The organism is Novosphingobium sp. BL-S-20 (assembly GCF_055521635.1).
The window spans coordinates 786,410-803,578 of record NZ_CM145493.1 but is presented as its reverse complement, the minus strand read 5'-3'; the positions used below and the strand labels follow the sequence as shown (position 1 = coordinate 803,578).

Sequence of the window (17,169 nt, the reverse complement as noted above, 5' to 3'; positions counted from 1 at the left end):
ATCGGTGATAGACGAAGGGCATGTCGTCGCTATCCCCCCTCTCCCTCGACCTGCGCAGCTATGGGCAGGACAGCACGATGGACAGCCACGGCTTCGCGCAGATCGTCCTGCCTCTGGAAGGCACGCTGTCGATGGAAATCGATGCGCGCGGCGGCGCGGTCGCGCGCGGAAATCTCGCTTTCGTCGAAACCGACGTGCGCCACGATCAGGTCAGCGCCCACCCCAACCGCGCCTTTATCCTCGACCTCGATCCGGCCATGCTCTCCCCTCGCCTGCGCGAGGAACTCGGCCGCCGCCCTTACGCCGCGCTGTCCCCGGCCGCCGACAAGCTGGTCGACTTCATGGCACTGATGGCTTCGCAGCAAGGCGCCTCCGGTGACGCTGCACAGTCCACGGTGGAGCGCTGGGCACCGCTCCTGTTCGAGACGCTTGCCGGCGGAATGCCCAAGGCCCGCCTGCGCCTTGCAGCCCTGCTCGATCGGCTTGAAGCCGCACCGGGGCAGAACTGGACTGCTGTCGCCATGGCACGACATGCCGGTGTCGGCGTCAGCCGCCTCCACGAACTGTTCCGCGAAGAACTGGACACCACGCCGCGCGCCTGGCTATCGGAACTGCGCCTGAAACGGGTACGCGATGCGCTTGTATCGGGGCATCTTTCGATTGCCGAACTGGCCTATCGCTTCGGCTATTCCGACCAGAGCGCCTTGACGCGCGCGATGCGCAAGGCCACGGGCCTGCCTCCAGCCGCCTATCGCCGCCAGATGCAGGAAGCCGTTCCGCCCGCCGAACCGGAGCCTGCGTCAAAACCGGCGTAGACGCGGCCAAGACCCCGGCGGCATTCCGGTTCAGTCTGCCACTCTTTCTGGACGGAGCCTGCAGTGTCGGATGCGCGGAATACGGTTGTCGGGGTGGGTTTCGGAGCCGCTGCAGGCGCGGTCTGGGGCCTGGTCTTCCTCGCGCCCGAACTGGCAGGCGATTTCGGTCCGCTCCATCTCGCAGCCGGGCGCTATCTTGCTTACGGCCTGATCGCCGCCGCCCTGCTCCTGCCCCGCTGGCGCACGCTGATCCGTCACCTTGGCCGGGCCGAGTGGATCGCCCTCGCCTGGCTGAGCCTGCTCGGCAACACGCTCTACTACATACTGCTGTCCAGCGCCGTGCAACTGGCCGGTGTCACCGTGACCTCGCTGGTGATCGGCTTCATCCCGGTCGTGGTGACGGCCGTGGGCAGCCGCGACGCGAGCGCGCCTTCGCTGGCCCGGCTCGCCCCCTCGCTCCTGCTCGGCTTCGGCGCAGTGGCCTGCATCGGTTGGCAGACGCTTGGCAATGTGCGGGCAGAAGCAGGCATCATGCCGCTGATCGGGCTGCTCTGCGCGGTGGGGGCACTGGCCTCCTGGGCCACTTTCGCGATTCTCAACAGCCGCTGGCTGGTCCGCCTGCATGACGTTTCCGCCCACGAATGGAGCCTGCTGCTGGGCATCGTCACCGGATTTCAGGCGGTGCTGCTGGTTCCCTTCGCGCTGCTGCTCGAACCCGCCGCGCATGATGCCGCCGCCTGGTATCGCTTCCTAGCCGTTTCGGGCGCGGTCGCGCTCTTCGCCTCGGTCGTCGGCAATGCCTTCTGGAACACCATGAGCCGATTGCTGCCGCTTACCATGGTCGGCCAGATGATCCTGTTCGAAACCGCCTTCGCGCTGCTCTACGGCTTCCTCTGGGAAGCGCGACTGCCGACCGTGCCCGAACTGCTGGCGATCGCCTGCATGGGTGCCAGCGTGGTCACCTGCCTGACCGCTCATGGCCCGAAACGCACCGCATCGGCCTGATCGAACGGGCATTCCGCACTTCGATCGAGGTCCGTTTGGGCCTCCCCCAAAACCGGAAAAAAACACCACCAGAAGCATGGAAAACCGTTCGCGTTCACTGTTGAACACAAATTCGATCCATCGCCGCAGGGCCACGGCTCGGCCATAAACTCCCCCTTTTCAAGCAAAACATGTCTATGGGGCGCCCTCCCCGCTTGATGCCCGATACGGCATCGCATCCTTTCACGGCCGTTCGACGGCCGCCTCCCGTCCGGCGATAGTGGTGCCTTCCTGTGCGCCTGCCCGGGCGTGCACGGAGACAGACATGCACAATCCCGTTGCGCCACCGGCGCAATTAGGCACCGTTGCGCAGCATGCGCAATTCGGCTGGTTCAAATCCCGCCGGGAACTGGCCATCGACGACATTACCGTAGTCGACCGCTCTCAACTGAACCGGGCAGTCGGTGCTGCGGCACTGGGCAATGCCATGGAGTGGTTCGACTTCGGCGTCTACGGTTATATTGCTGTCACTCTGGGCCATGTCTTCTTTCCATCCGGCAATCCTACAGTACAGCTCATCGCGACCCTGGCGACATTTGCCGCGGCCTTCGTCGTGCGTCCGCTGGGCGGGCTGGTCTTCGGCCCGTTGGGAGACCGCTACGGCCGCCACAAGATCCTGGCGCTGACGATGGTGATGATGGCCGCCGGCACCTTCGCCATCGGCCTCATTCCCTCCTACGATCGCATCGGCATGGCCGCGCCGCTGCTGCTGCTGGTCGCCCGCCTCGTCCAGGGCTTCTCGACAGGCGGAGAATATGGCGGCGCCGCAACTTTCATCGCCGAGTACTCGACCGACCAGAAGCGCGGAATGATGGGCAGCTGGCTCGAATTCGGCACGCTCGGCGGGTACATCGCCGGTGCGGGAACCGTGACTGCCCTGCAGATGTCGCTCAGCGATGCCGACATGCTCGCCTGGGGCTGGCGTGTGCCGTTCCTGATCGCCGGGCCGCTGGGCCTGCTAGGCCTCTACATGCGCCTCAAGCTGGAGGAAACGCCCGCGTTCCAAGCCTATAACGAACAGGTGGACGAGCGCGAAGCGGACCGCCCGAGCCTGTCCGACATGTTCCGCCTGCACTGGCCCCAGTTGCTGAAGTGCATGGGACTGGTCCTCGTGTTCAACGTGACCGACTACATGCTGCTCACCTACATGCCCAATTACCTGACGGTGACGATGGGCTATGCCGAGAGCAAGGGCCTGCTGCTCATCATCCTGGTGATGCTGGTGATGATGCCGCTCAACGTGGTCGGCGGCCTCTTCAGCGATCGCCTGGGCCGCCGCCCAATGATCATCGGCGCCTGTGTCGCGCTGATGGTGCTCGCGGTGCCCAGCATGATGCTGATCGGCTCGGGGAACGACGGCCTCATCTTCCTCGGCCTGATGACGCTGGGCATGGCGCTCGTCTGCTTCACCAGTTCGATGCCCTCGACACTGCCCGCACTGTTCTACACACCGGTGCGCTACAGCGCGCTGTCGATCGCCTACAATGTCTCGGTCTCGCTGTTCGGCGGCACCACGCCGCTGGTGACGGCATGGCTCGTCAGCCGCACCGGAGACCCGCTAATGCCTGCCTATTACCTGATGGGCGCAGCCGCGATCGGCATCGTCACGATGCTCACCGTGCGCGAGACCGCAGGCCTGCCCCTGCGCGGCTCACCGCCTTCGGTGGAGAGCAAGGCCGAAGCGATCGCTTTGCTCAGGAGCGACCAGGACATCACCGTCGACGATGCCATCCCGGCCATCGCAACCGTCCCGGACGATGCGCCGCAGCCGCGCATGGCCCTGACCTGATCCACACCGCTGGCAGCGCCGACGGCCGGTTGTCCCAAGCGGCAACCGGCCGGTCGCTTTTACGCCGCAGTGCAACAAAAAGCGTTCTAGCGACGTTTCGGGGGCGTCGCTTGTTTCACGGACCCTGTTCACGCTCTCATGACCATGCACCGCCGCGCCGTTCTGTCCGGCATCCTCGGAGGGGCCGCCGCCTTCGGCCTGCCGCGCATCACTTTCGCCGCCAGCGAAGTACAGCACGTGGACGACCTGATCGCCCGCATGACCATCGAGGAAAAGGCCGGGCAGATGACCTGCCTCGCCGATGCCTTCCGCCCCTTCAACCCGCCCAATCCGCAAGCCGGTATCCAGGACGAGAAGCGCCTTTCCGAGGAAATCCGCAAGGGCCGGGTCGGCTGCCTGTTCAACGGCATCGGCGTCGCCGGAGCGCGCCGCGCGCAGGAACTGGCGGTCAGGGAAAGCCGCCTTGGCATTCCGCTGCTTTTCGCCGGTGACGTGATCCACGGCCTCAAGACGATCTTCCCGGTACCGCTGGCGGAGGCCTCCTCCTTCGACCCCGAACTCGCCCAGAGCACGGCGCGCGCCATGGCCGTGGAAGCGACCGCTGCCGGTCTCCATCTCACTTTCGCACCGATGGCCGACGTCGCCCGCGACCAGCGCTGGGGCCGCGTGGTGGAAGGTTCGGGCGAGGACGTGACCCTCACCGCCCTGCTCTCCGCCGCCCGTGTGCGCGGCTTCCAGGGGCGTGACTTGCGGCGGGCGGACTCGCTGCTCGCCTGCCCCAAGCATTTCGCCGCCTATGGGGCGGTGGCGGGCGGGCTGGAATACGGCAGCGTCGACATCAGCGACGAAACCCTGCGCGAAACCCACCTGCCGCCTTTCGCCGCCTCCTTTGCAGCCGGCGCCCTGACGACGATGGCCGCCTTCAGCGAGATCAACGGCGTCCCCGCGACCGCCGACCGCGCCCTCCTCACCGACACCCTGCGCGGCGAGATGGAGTTCCGCGGCTTCGTCTTTTCCGATTACACCGCCGACGAGGAACTGATCGCCCACGGCTATGCCGAGGACGAACGCGATGCCGCCCGCCTCGCCGTGCTGGCCGGGGTCGACATGTCGATGCAGAGTGGGCTTTACATCCGCTACCTGCCGGAGCTTGTGAAATCCGGCGCCGTCCCGATGGGCACGGTCGATGTCGCCGTTCGGCGCATCCTCTATGTAAAGCTCGCCATGGGCCTGTTCGACAATCCCTGGCGCTCGCTGGATGAGGAGGCCGAGCGCACCCATATCGCCACCCCAGCCCACCGCGCGCTGGCACGGGAATCCGCCGGTCGCTCCATCGTGCTGCTCAAGAACAGCGGCGTACTGCCGATCGATCCCGCGCAAGGACAGAAGATCGCGCTGATCGGCCCCTTCGGCGAAGACCGCGACAACGTCTACGGCCCCTGGGCCTTCTACGGCGATCCCGGCAAGGGCGTGGACCTCGCCGCCGGTCTGCGCGCCGCCCTGCCCGATGCAACGAAACTGGCCGTCGAACACGGCTGCAACATAGACGGTCCGATCGACGGCGGCATTGCCAGAGCGGTGGAAGTCGCCAAATCGGCTGACATCGTGCTGCTGGCCATCGGCGAATCCCAGACCATGTCCGGCGAAGCGCAATCGCGCACCACGATCGAGATTCCCGCCGCCCAGCAGGCGCTGGCGGACGCCGTTGCGGCGGCCGGAAAGCCGGTCGTCGTGCTGCTGCGCCACGGCCGCGCACTCGCGCTGCACGGCGGCGTCGCCGATGCCCAGGCGATCCTGGCGACGTGGTTCCTCGGCTCGGAAAGCGGCCATGCCGTGGCTGACGTCCTGCTCGGCAAAGTCAATCCCTCGGGCAAGCTGCCCGTCAGCTTTCCCTGGGAATCCGGCCAGGAACCGTTCTTCTACGACCGCAAGTCGACCGGCCGTCCGGTCGTGGACAGCCGCACCGAGTATCGCGCCCGCTATACGACGACCGACAACAGCGCGCGCCTCCCGTTCGGCCACGGATTGAGCTATACCGAGTTCGTGCTCGATAATCTCAAGCTGTCGGATAGCGCCATGCGCTGGGACGATACGGTGGAGATTTCGGTTCGGATCACCAACAAGGGCAGTCGTCGCGGCAGCGAAGTCGCACAGCTCTACATTCACGACCGCGTCGCCAGTCGTACCCGTCCCATTCGCGAGTTGAAGGCCATGCAGCGCGTGTCCTTGTCGCCGGGAGAGAGCAGGACGATCCGGTTTTCACTGATCCGCAAGGATCTGGAATTCATCGGCCAGGGCAGCAAGCGGATTGCGGAACCGGGCATGTTCGACGTATGGGTCGGCCAGTCCTCGTCCGGAGGATTGCATGCACAGATCGAACTTTATGCTGCTGCACTGCCGCAAAACTGATCCTGCACTGCAAAAAAGTCATGACGATCTCAGGGCAATCCGTCAAAGTTCTCGATATTCCAAGGAACCTTCTTCGTATTCCCCCTTTACTTACGACTGTATTGCCGTGATGTAGCACGGACAATCGACTTTGGAATATCTGAAGGAAGATGCGATGCCTGACAGTGAACAGAACGACCTCGCCCGGCTGACGGTCGATCTCCTGAGCGCTTATTTCGCCAACAACAGCGTACCGAGCAGCGAACTTTCTGGCCTGATCGAACAGACCCGAGCAGCGCTTGCGGGCGGAACTGCATCTGCTTCGAGCAGCGAGACCGTCCACACCCCTGCCGTCTCGATCGAGGACAGCATCGCTTCGCGCGATCATATTCTCAGCCTGCTCGACGGCAAACCCTACAAGAGCCTGAAGCGCCACCTTGCCAACAATGGACTGACGCCGGCCGAATATCGCGCCCGTTACGGCCTGCCGGGCGACTACCCGATGGTGGCACCGTCCTATTCGGAGCATCGACGCGCAGTCGCGCAGCGGATGGGTCTTGGAGGCCGTCCGAACAAGGCGAAGGCATCCACAGCGAAGGCCGTAACCGAGCCGGTCGCTCCGGTAAAGGAAGTGGCTGCAAAGCCTGCCAAGGAAGCGCCCGCGAAGGAACAGGCATCCAAACCCGCACCGTCCAAGGCGAAGGCCGGCGCGGAAAAGAAAGAAGCCGTCAAGCCGGTAGCCGCAGCGAAACCCCGCAAGCGCTTCGCCCGCGAACCCAAGGCCGCAGCACAGGATGCGGCCAAGGTAACGCGTGACGCGGCAATTCAGACCCCGACAAAGACCGCTTCGGAAGCGCCCAAAGCGAAGGCGAAGACCCCGCGCCGGAAGGCCGCCACAGCACCGAAGGAAACCGTTCCTGCGGCCACCTCGGCTTCACCTGCAGCAGCCGTTTCCAGTGACGCGACTGTCAAGCCCGCGGCGACCAAGAAGGCCAAGGCGGCCAAGAACTCTGCCGGCACTGCTGGTGCCAAGACGGCCAGCGCTACCCCTCGCCCTCGGCGGGCCAAAGCTGAAGCGGTCGAAGCCCCCGGCAAGTAACGCATTCTGACGCGAAGCATCCGGCAAACCCGATCTTGTCGGGTTGCCGGATGCTTATTTGCTCGACAGGCGGACATGCGGTTCATGCCGGCCTGCGATGACCGCGCTCGATATCTCCGAAATAACCACCTCGGCTTCGCGTAGAATTACAAACACAGCTGAGGCCGGTCACAACAAGGCTGCACATTCACAAGAATTATGAAGAAGCATCGATCCCATTCCTGCGCGTGAATATCGGGTCATTACAACATCCGGACAGCGCCGTTCATAAGCCCGCACTGTGACGGCTCTTCGGATCGATCATTGCCGTGGTTGGGCAGGCCGCCTTGTCATAGATGCGAATGCGATACTTCGTGATATCGCCACGCACGGTTCCTCCTGCATCGATAACGAAGACCAGAGCCTGACCGGATCGGACCCGCTCTTCACGCTCGATTGCGAGACTTGTCCGCGTTCGTTTTGCAACCAGCAAGCGCCCGTCGATCGAAAAGCTCGCGCCGATGCCGTCTTCCGTCGCGCCTTCCAGGTTGAAATCAGCCTGAACCTTCAGGTCGGCATCGGCACGCGCAACGTACTTCAGAAAAATCGCATTCCGCATCAGATCGGGACCGGGGAGCAGGAGGTCTGCCGTCACGCGGGGAAGAATACTGTTCCTGCGTCCAAGGTACGGAGTCCAGGGCACTCCGTTCGCCTGTTGACCCGGTAGGGTTTCCAATGCGTTTCCGCGATTTGTCGCCCCCGCATAAGCAAGGAAGCCGGCGGGTGAATCGGTTCGGCCATCCGCCGCCGGATAGGTAAATCCGTAATAGCTGTCGGCGACCAAAGGCGTGCAACCCAAAGTAACATTCCCGCCCAGCTGCAGTGGTGCCTTGCCCTTGAGGATCAGCGCCCGATCCTCGCTCAGGTCCAGACGCACATCATCGAGCGGTTTGCCAGTTGCCGAGAATGCCGAAACGGTGCGCCTGTCGATCGTGACCTGTCGCGGCGCCCCCCAGAGAACCCAGGTCTCAGGCCCGAAGGCATGGAGAACAGTAAAGGGGTCCGGACTCATGTCCCGCCCCCTAAAGCCGGACAACAGTTGCGTGACGAACTGAAATGCGCGCCCCGCATCGGTCCTGCTTCCATCACGAAGCAGCAAGGGCACGAAACCATCCCCCCTTTCGCTAAGCGGATACCAGTCGAGTTCGGCCGCGCCGAGGGAGGATAGCGTTGCGTAGGCCCTCACCAGGTCATCCGCAGCGACCCTTTCATGAAGACTTCCGAATTCGGTAATGTACAGCGGGATTGAAGAAGTAGCGGGATGCCGTCGCAACACACCGATCTGAGCGCGAAGCTGATCGATCGGCGTCGTATAAGGATGAAGGGAAAGACCACTCAGATCGGCAGCTTCGGGCTCATCCAGAAGGGGCCAGAGGAATCCTGCCGGCAAGGAATGGGTGGAGCCGCCGATAACTTTCACTGACGGTTTTACGGATCGGACGGCTGCAGCGGCGCTGCGCACCATCGCCAGATGATAGCGTATCCGCATCGCCGGGTCCGCCTCTTTCATGGGACCGGTGACGAATGCGCTGGCGTTGATTTCATTCCCGATTTCCAGTGTGTCCACTGCGGGATAACGACGCAGAACTTCAGCCACGAAGCGACCGAAGGCAGCAAGACCTTCGGGAGAATAAGGGGTATATCCGCTGTCATAGAGCGGATTCCCCCAGTTTAGCGTCAGGGTAAGCCTTGCTGAATACTCTGACAGGCGCTCCGGATAAAGCGTCATCGCGGATTCGAAGGTGTATCATCCTTTCACCGTCTCCACATCGGTCCAGCGAATACTGTCGCGCCAGTTCGTCAGCGGAAGAGCAAGGGCAGACTGGAAAACTCGGGGGTTCCAACCTTGCGAGAAATTCGAGGCCGCGCCGATGCGCATGGGCGCCTGAATATCTTGGCGATCGGCCGGCATCGTGGAGACCTGCGACAAGCCGATCGGGCTACTTGCCTGTACGCGACCTTCCTGCTGCTGGAAAGATATTCGGCTGAGGCTTCCCAGGGCCGCCAATCCAACCAGAAACAGGATCAAAGGCTTCAATGCCGCTGGCCCGAAAGGGTTCGCTCGATTTCGGAGAAAAGGGTTTCAACTCCTTGGTGCGCCGCAACGAGCGTCCGGCCATGCTCGTTCGGCGCGATGCCCCGGGTCATGGCGCCTTGTAATTCGTCGATGACCGTTGTTGCCGGGCAGGCAAGAGAATCCACCAGCCACGCCGCGCGATCCACCGAACGTACAAAGGAATCCAGCTTGGGATCCCAGCGTAGCGCCAGAAAGGGGATGCGGCAGGAATAGGCCGCGATCACGGCATGCATGCGAAATGCGATCAACCCCTGAAGGCCGCCGATAAGCCTGACCAACTCTCCCGGCGTATCGGGCTCGGGAAAAGACACCGGCATGAACTTGCCAGCGCTCTCGATGACCGAACGCAGGCGCTCTGCGCAAAGACGATCTTCCGGGCTGCCGTTGGTAAAAACGGCGACATGATGCCCGGCAGCGAGCAAGCCGTGAATCACGTCGAGATACCATTGCTCCAGATCGCGCGTGTCCGGCTTGTCGATCGAGTGATAGCGCACCGCGACGGGGCTGGTAATATTGAGACCGACAGTGGAGGAGGGACCAGAAGTGCCAGCCGATGCCGCGGACACTCCATATCGAAGGCTGGCGAGAAGACCGGGATCGGGCGCGACTGCGGCGGGAAGATCGAATGCGTTACCGAACTCTTCATCCCAAAGTTGGCGGGATCGCTCGTCACGCACGAAGACTTTGCGCACCACTCCCCGATCAAGCGCCCGCGACATCCGCATCCGCCCTTGCCGGCTCCATCCGCCGGAAACGCCGCAGCCATAGAGGAAGGCGGGAAGGCCGCACCGATCGGCCTCCTCGACCGCGAGCGCGATCTTCGTGGGAAAGTTAAGGTCGAGATCGACCAGCAGATTGCCTCCGCCGATAACGATGCAGTCGGCATCCCGCAACGCACTGCGATAGTGTGGCCGCCATCGCCGGCGGGACTGGACAGCCAGCGGCAGGCTGACCGCCAGTCTGCGCGCCGGTGGTGGAAGCAGATGAAGCGTGCGGATCAGCGCCCCGCGCCCTGCCGCACCGGGACCGTAGCTGCGCCGTCCCGCGAGATCGACCGACCATGTATCTCTATCGGCTCCGCTGTTGATCAAAGCCTGTTCGAGGCATTCCGACAACAGGCCATCGCCCAGGTTGGGGCTATACTTGACGTTGAAAATGCGAACCCGAGGGGATGAACGAGGGCAGGATTCCGGCATTTCCTGAAGCGCATTGTACGCATTCATGATCAAGGCTCCTCATGCGGCGAGTTCGGATGGGTCGGCTACGGGGGTCTGCAGGCCGATGTGCCTATGCACCTGGGCGATGACGCCGGTGGAGGTCGGCAAGTATTCGAAACGCCCCTGCCGGCCCGCTGAGATGATCCCGGCTTCCAGGATGCGCTTCAACGCGGCGTCGAGTTTCGTCTGGGCGCCGACGAAATGAAGCGGATAGCAATTCTCGACAAAGTCATGGCCTTCAAGTTGCAGTCCACGAGCCAGCCCGAGGTCTTGGACATGGTGCCGAAACGCTTCGAACAATGCTTGGAGTTCATAGGCAGTGCCGGATCTCAGCGTCGTTTCGACGGCGAGAAACTCACGCGGGAGCTTGGGCGCATCGTAGATGCGCGAGTAGATGGTCGCCCGCTTCCAGTCGCCCCGCCCATGGAAGTTGAACAGCACGTTTCCGGCGTCGGGATGGAGCCATTGCGCGGAAACATGAAGCGTTGCCATGTCGAGGCATTGCAGGCCCGAAGGTTCGCCGAACAGCGTGCGATGAAGAGCGTCTATAGGGATGGTGCTTATGACGGCGACCGCGCGCCGCGTGCTACGATCCGTGCGGATGCGGAAATCGCTGCCTTCCCGCGTAACCGCGGTCAATTGCTCTCCGAAGGCGAACTCCACCCCACTTGCCAAAAGCCGCTCCACGATTGCGGAGAAGACGGTTTCGAAACCGCTTCTGGGGCGTACACGCATCGGCCATTGCTTCCGCGCTTGCGGAGCACTTCCGGAAACCAGCGTTCTTGCGGCATTGCGCGCCAGGCTTTTCATGCGCGTGAAGCGTTCGATGATGGCCATGCGGCGAAAGAAGAACTCTTCATCGATTTCCGAAGGAGGCGCATGATGGAAACGGGTTATGTAGTTCCGCAGTCCGGAATCCTCGAAGAACCCGCGCCCCAGTCTTTTGCGGCACAGGGTTTCCAAGGTGCCGTCCCGCTTCAGGCTGGCGCGTGAAACGAGCAGTTCCAATGCCGACCTGCCAAGGCGGTGCCAGGACTGCCGGAGGAAGTCGCGCGGCTCGATGGGGTAGAGCAGAAGGGAGCCGTCCGGCGCGATCCGGCGCTGGATGCTCAGAACCTGGGGGCAAAGGTCACGTATGCCGGGCGCAAGGTCGAAGATCTTCGCATCCTCTTCGTAGAATATGCTGCCTACATCGAATGTATAGGGACCTATCTGCCGGCTCCTGTGCATGCCGCCTGCGACATCGCGCTGCTCGACGATCGTGACGTGGTATCCCAGGGAGGTCAGCCTGTCGGCCGCGGCCAGCCCGGCAACGCCAGCGCCCAGAACAATCACCGCAGGAGAACCCCCGAAAGCGGCCATGCTTTTCATACAGAGACCGAGGCCGGTGAAGCGGCAGGAAAGACTTTGGCCATCGCGTTTCTCCCGGTATGCGCGGCCGTATTTCCGCACCTGCTGATCTAGCGCCATCTTCATGGATGCCGCTTGCAGGAGCAATCGGATCAGAATCCGTAGTGGATCGTGGTGGATCGATTTTGGAGGAACTTTGGGGCGCAAGCCTCAGGCAGGCCCGCGGTGATTTCCCTAACGGCACTCCCTGAGCCGCACGGACATGGAGGAACTTGGTCGATCGCGCCCCGGCATTGCCTGCGATCTTCATTTCTTCTGTAGATGAAGCCGACCGCTCAAGCGGCGCCCATCAGGCGATCTTCGATTCAGGCGACAGGATTGGCCGGAAACTGCCCCGACTTTTCGGCCCTGAACTTTACGGCCCCGAACTCTCAGGCCGTGATGCGGCGGGGCTTTTCCATCTCAAGGCGGTTGCGCCCCTTGGCCTTGGCGCAGAACAGCGCAAGTTCGGCGCGTTCGATAGTGCTGTCCATGCTGCCTGCAATCCGCGCGACACTTCCGCTGGTGGTGATCGCAAGGCGGCCGTCGCCCACTTTCTGGCGCAGATCGGCCAAGGTCGTGACGATGCGCGCACAGATCGACTGGGCCTGCTCAGGCGTGGTGCGCGGTAGAAGGACCGCGAAGCGCTCGGAACCTATACGTGAGATGATATCGTCAGACCGGAGCATTTCACGCAGCAGATCGGCAAAGACACGCAGCACTTCGTCGCCCGCGGTCTGGCCATGCCTCATGTTGATCGTGCGGAAGAAATCGATGCTGAACATCGCCAGGCAGCCTTCCATGCCCTGGGCAATCATATGCTCCAACATGGAGATGAACGCCGCACGGTTGGTGAGCTGGGTCAAGGGGTCGGTATAAGTCGCCGCGAAAAGCTGATCGCGCAGGCTGCGCCGCTCATCGATCGTGCGCATCACGGCAAGCGCGCCGTAGACATCCCCGGCATCGTCGGTCAGCGGGCGAATGCGAATTTCGAACCAGCTTTCGCGTGCATCGGCCGTAAGCGCCGGGAATTCCACCCATTGCACACTCCGTCCGCCCGCAACCGCCGCCTCCAGCGCGCCCGCCACCGCCGCGCGACCCTGCTCCGCCACGAAGTCGAGGAGATGGGGGCCGATTTCCGCGTGGAATTCCACGCCCAGCTTGCGGATTCCGGGCGACGCATGGACGATCATGCCGTCCCGATCGGTCTTGAGAATAATGTCGGACGATGTTTCCGCCAGCAGCCCGTACAGCGCGGAGCTATCCTGAACGGTAAAATTCATGCCCATCTTCGTAATGCCCCGGATCAGACGGACCGCAGAACGATCCAACGCAATTCGGGCCGATGATTCGAAGCGCGTTAGCAAACGTTCGAATGTTCAAAAGATGACATCCAAACGTCAGACTTCCGGTTTCCGGCGACCCTGACAATAACCATCAACAAGGAAAGTTAGCCCCGTTACCTAACGTTCTTTATTTCAAGTTATTGTTATCAATACATTTACCATCACTGAATTGAGTCGGAAAGCGCGTTTACCCTGTTCCTGCACAGAACCGGGCACAATTCTCGATCGTTAGAGTTCGATCATGATCCGGACCTTGTCCGGACTGGTTTCCACCGCGGCGGCGATCTGGTCCCGGCAGCGGGCGATCAGTTCGGGCAGGCCGACCACGGTGCGGCCGGGCCGCAGTTCCGCGGCAGTGACACCGAGCTCCTCGGCAATGGCATCGAGCCGTTCCTCGATCGGGCGAGCGCGCCCCTGCTCCCAGGCCCAGACCGTCGGCTTGCTGACGCCGAGGCGCGAGGCCAGTTCGCCCTGGGTGAAACCGCGCAGCTTGCGCAGGCGGTGAAGGCGCTCGCCGAAGCTCTCGCCGCCAATGGCGGCGGGCGCCGGCACTGCCGGAGCGGGCGCCAGATCGATTTCCTGCGCCGTGCTGCGCAACTGAGCAGCACTGAGGATAGCGGGATGAAGCGGCACTTCGAAAGCGCAGCCGTAGAGCCGCCCGCTGGCCCAGACCACGCGGGCGCGGGTCAGGCCGGCTTCGGGGAGCTGGATATCGAGCGCTTCGTCGATCTCCATATCCACCTCGGTTTCCAGCAGAAGGCCGGTTTCCGAGAAGTTGTGGATCGTCACCGGCGCCTCGACACCGGAAGGCAGAGCGCCTTGCGTCTCGATCATCAACCGCCTGCGCGCAGCGCGCGGTTTGCCGGCCTGATGGCCGTTATCGGGCGACTTGATGCCGTCGGTGGACTTGTCTTCAAAGTGTGCCGTTATCGGCATGGCGCATTCTCCAGGAGAATCGCAAATTGTCCGCACAGGAATTAAGAAACCGTTAGCATCTTGGCTAATTTTTTGCCGAATTCCATCCACAGAAACCCTCAGTTTGACCCTAACGCCCTGCAACAGCGCCAAATGGAACGAATTCAACGTTAATCGATTGCTAACCCGAATATCCGTAGTTCTCGTCGAAAGAATCGGGGTTGCGGTGTTCGATATCTACCTTTGCATCCGCGACGGGCACGACCTGAAATTTGTCGTGCTCGCCGCATTGATCTGCCTGCTTTCTTCATTGACCGCACTGGCCTTGCTGCGGCAGGCCCAGTCCTGCGCCGGCAAGGCACGGCTACGCTGGTGCTGCATGGCGGGTGCAAGTGCCGGATTCGGCATCTGGGCGACGCATTTCGTTGCCATGCAAGGCTATGCGCCAGAGATCGTCACCGGCTTCGAACCCGCCCTGACGCTGGCCTCGCTCGCCATACCCATCGTGGCCATCTCCGCCGCCTTCGCAATCGCCCTGAAGGGTATGAACCGCCCGGCCCTGCTGGCCGCTTCCCTCGTGGCTGCCAGCGGCATCGCCGCCATGCACTACACCGGCACCCAGGCGCTCCAGCTTCCGGCCATCATGTCGTGGAAACCGGGCTTCATCCTGGCTTCCCTGATCCTCGCCTGGCTGCCGCTCTACCCCGCCTTCGCACTTGCGCTGGAAGACCGCCGCCTGCGCGGACTGCTCGCGGCGACCGGCCTGCTGACCGCATCGGTCGTCGGGCTGCACTTCACCGGCATGACCGGGCTGACGCTGATCCCGACCCGCACGGCGCCGCCCGAACTGCTGATCTCGCCGCGCGAAATGGCAGGGGCAGTCACCGCCGTCACCTTCCTTCTCATCGCGATTTCCGCGATTTCGCTTGTCGTGAGCCGCCGCACCGCCGCTGCACTGGCCATGAGCGAGCGCAACTTCTCCTTCCTCGTGCGCGGCATTTCCGATTGCGCGATCTACATGCTCGATCTCGACGGCCGGGTGGTCAACTGGAACGCCGGAGCCCAGCGGCTCAAGGGCTACAACGAAGCGGAAGTGCTAGGCCTTCACGTCTCCAGCTTTTACACACCGGAAGATCGCGCCACCGAACTCGACCGGATCGCCCTGGGCAAGGCCCGAAGCGAGGGACGCTACCATGGCGAGGGATGGCGCGTGCGGCGCGACGGCACGCGGTTCTGGGCCCATGTCACGATGGAAACGATGCTGGACGATCTCGGCCAGCCGATCGGCTTCGCGAAGATCACCCGCGACATGTCGCGCTTCAAGGAAGCGCAGGACCGCATCGCCGAAGCAAGCCGCCAGCGCGACGCCGCTCTCGGCCACATGCACCAGGGCCTTTGCCTGTTCGATGCGGACGAGAAGCTGGTGCTCTGCAATCCGCGCTACCTGGAAATGTACGGACTGGAGCCAGGCACCCTGGTTCCCGGCATGCACCTTTCCGAGGTGATCCGCCTCAGCAGCGCCTGCCGCTTCGCCGCGGACCTGATCCCGGAGCGGATCGAGGTCTCGCAGCGGGCCATCCGCGAGAATCTGGCGACAGCGCCCCACCCGCCGATCCTGTTCGAATATCCCGACGGCACGGTCATTTCGATCGCCAGCCGGCCGATGCCCGGCGGCGGCTGGGTCTCCACCTTCGACGACATCACCCGCCAGCACGAATCCGAGGCGCAGATCGCCCATATGGCGATGCACGACGGATTGACCGGGCTGCCCAACCGCACCCGCTTCAACCTCTGGATCGACGAGATGCTCGATCACGCCTTGCGCCATGGCAAGCGCCTCGGCGTGGCCGCTATAGACCTCGACCGCTTCAAGGAAATCAACGACACTTACGGCCACGCCTGGGGCGATGTGGTCCTGACCGAACTTGCCCGCCGCCTTGAATCCATGATCGGCGAGGACGAGATCGCCGCACGCCTCGGCGGCGACGAATTCGGCATGGCCAAGCTGTTCGACACCGACGATCAGCTTGCTGAATTCCTTTCCCGCGTCGGCCCCTGCTTCGACGAACCTGTCGAACATGAGAAGCAGGAACTCAGCTTCGGCGCCAGCCTGGGCGTGGCCGCCTATCCGCACGACGGCGGCGATCGCGAGGCCCTGCTCAACAACGCCGACCTCGCCATGTACCGCGCCAAAGTGCAGATCGGCGAGCGCATCTGCTATTACGAACCGAGCATGGACGAGACCGCCCGCGCCCGGCGCCAGCTCGCCAACGACTTGCGCCTCGCCATCGAACGCGAAGAACTCGTCCTGCTCTACCAGCCGCAATGCCAGCTGCGCAGCGGACAACTTTCCGGTTACGAAGCGCTCGTGCGCTGGCACCATCCCATGCAGGGGCTCGTCTCGCCCGCCGAATTCATTCCGATCGCCGAAGAATCGGGCGCGATCCTCCAGATCGGCGAATGGGTCCTGTCGCAGGCCTGCCGCGAAGCCGCCAGCTGGCATTCGGACCACCGCATCGCAGTGAACGTCTCGCCGATCCAGCTTGTCCAGCAGGACCTTGCACCGATGGTCGCAAGAGTGCTGGAAGAGACAGGACTGCCCGCCTCGCGGCTCGAACTGGAAATCACCGAAAGCGCGATCATCACCGACAAGGCCCGCGCGCTCAACAACTTGCGTCAGCTCAAGGACCTCGGCGTGGCCATCGCCATGGACGATTTCGGCACCGGCTATTCCTCGCTGGACACGCTGCACTCCTTCCCCTTCGACAAGATCAAGATCGACAAGTCGTTTCTGCTGGAATCGGACGAGAACGAACAGGCCCGCGCCATCATCCGCGCAGTCCTCGCCCTCGGCCAGTCGCTGCGCATCCCGGTGCTGGCGGAAGGCGTGGAAACGCAGAGCCAGTTCAATTTACTCATCAGTGAAGGCTGCGAGGAAGCTCAGGGCTATTTCCTCGGCCGTCCCGACCGCGCGCCCAGCACCAAGCCCGACGCGCGAGACATGCGCTCCGAACAGCGCCTGCACGAGGTCGCCTAAAGACTCCCTTGCCC

General features: G+C 63.1%; 12 protein-coding genes. 6 read left to right on the top strand and 6 right to left on the bottom strand.

Going from position 1 to position 17,169, the window contains the following annotated elements:
- Nucleotides 1-20: 20 nt before the first annotated feature.
- The 5 genes from ACZ1II_RS03480 (at nucleotide 21) to ACZ1II_RS03460 (ending at nucleotide 7,135) form a co-directional block, all read left to right on the top strand.
- Complete coding sequence (locus ACZ1II_RS03480; RefSeq protein WP_465144409.1) at nucleotides 21-815, top strand: AraC family transcriptional regulator; 795 nt, start codon at nucleotides 21-23, stop codon at nucleotides 813-815.
- 63 nt (nucleotides 816-878) lie between these two features.
- Complete coding sequence (locus tag ACZ1II_RS03475; protein ID WP_465144408.1) at nucleotides 879-1,820, top strand: DMT family transporter; 942 nt, start codon at nucleotides 879-881, stop codon at nucleotides 1,818-1,820.
- A gap of 304 nt (nucleotides 1,821-2,124) precedes the next feature.
- Complete coding sequence (gene proP / locus ACZ1II_RS03470) at nucleotides 2,125-3,648, top strand: glycine betaine/L-proline transporter ProP (RefSeq protein ID WP_465144407.1); 1,524 nt, start codon at nucleotides 2,125-2,127, stop codon at nucleotides 3,646-3,648.
- Between the two features lie 138 nt (nucleotides 3,649-3,786).
- Entirely contained in the window at nucleotides 3,787-6,057 is a 2,271-nt protein-coding gene (locus ACZ1II_RS03465; RefSeq protein ID WP_465144406.1) for a glycoside hydrolase family 3 N-terminal domain-containing protein, read from the top strand.
- A 154-nt stretch (nucleotides 6,058-6,211) separates the two neighbouring features.
- Nucleotides 6,212-7,135: a Ros/MucR family transcriptional regulator gene (locus tag ACZ1II_RS03460; protein ID WP_465144405.1), complete on the top strand. Its 924-nt coding sequence runs from the start codon at nucleotides 6,212-6,214 to the stop codon at nucleotides 7,133-7,135.
- A gap of 265 nt (nucleotides 7,136-7,400) precedes the next feature.
- Here the strand turns inward: ACZ1II_RS03460 and ACZ1II_RS03455 are convergent, their stop codons facing one another.
- The 6 genes from ACZ1II_RS03455 to ACZ1II_RS03430 form a co-directional block, all read right to left on the bottom strand.
- Nucleotides 7,401-8,903, bottom strand: coding sequence for a hypothetical protein (locus ACZ1II_RS03455; RefSeq protein ID WP_465144404.1), 1,503 nt, complete (start codon nucleotides 8,901-8,903; stop codon nucleotides 7,401-7,403).
- Nucleotides 8,904-8,921: 18 nt separating this feature from the next.
- On the bottom strand, nucleotides 8,922-9,212 hold the full coding sequence (locus ACZ1II_RS03450) for a hypothetical protein (protein ID WP_465144403.1): 291 nt from the start codon (nucleotides 9,210-9,212) through the stop codon (nucleotides 8,922-8,924).
- Nucleotides 9,209-10,474 carry a polysaccharide pyruvyl transferase family protein gene (locus ACZ1II_RS03445; RefSeq protein WP_465144402.1) on the bottom strand — a complete coding sequence of 422 codons (1,266 nt, stop codon included), beginning with the start codon at nucleotides 10,472-10,474 and terminating at the stop codon, nucleotides 9,209-9,211. Before ACZ1II_RS03445 ends, ACZ1II_RS03450 begins: the two co-directional genes overlap by 4 nt.
- Nucleotides 10,475-10,486: 12 nt before the next feature.
- Nucleotides 10,487-11,944, bottom strand: a complete 1,458-nt coding sequence (locus ACZ1II_RS03440) for an FAD-dependent oxidoreductase (protein WP_465144401.1) — start codon at nucleotides 11,942-11,944, stop codon at nucleotides 10,487-10,489.
- Between the two features lie 305 nt (nucleotides 11,945-12,249).
- A complete protein-coding gene (locus ACZ1II_RS03435) occupies nucleotides 12,250-13,140 on the bottom strand; it encodes a GGDEF domain-containing protein (protein ID WP_465144400.1) in 891 nt (296 codons plus the stop codon).
- Nucleotides 13,141-13,431: 291 nt separating this feature from the next.
- On the bottom strand, nucleotides 13,432-14,139 hold the full coding sequence (locus ACZ1II_RS03430) for a helix-turn-helix domain-containing protein (protein WP_465144399.1): 708 nt from the start codon (nucleotides 14,137-14,139) through the stop codon (nucleotides 13,432-13,434).
- A gap of 205 nt (nucleotides 14,140-14,344) precedes the next feature.
- Between ACZ1II_RS03430 and ACZ1II_RS03425 the strand changes: the two genes are divergently transcribed.
- Entirely contained in the window at nucleotides 14,345-17,155 is a 2,811-nt protein-coding gene (locus ACZ1II_RS03425; protein ID WP_465144398.1) for a bifunctional diguanylate cyclase/phosphodiesterase, read from the top strand.
- Nucleotides 17,156-17,169: the final 14 nt, after the last annotated feature.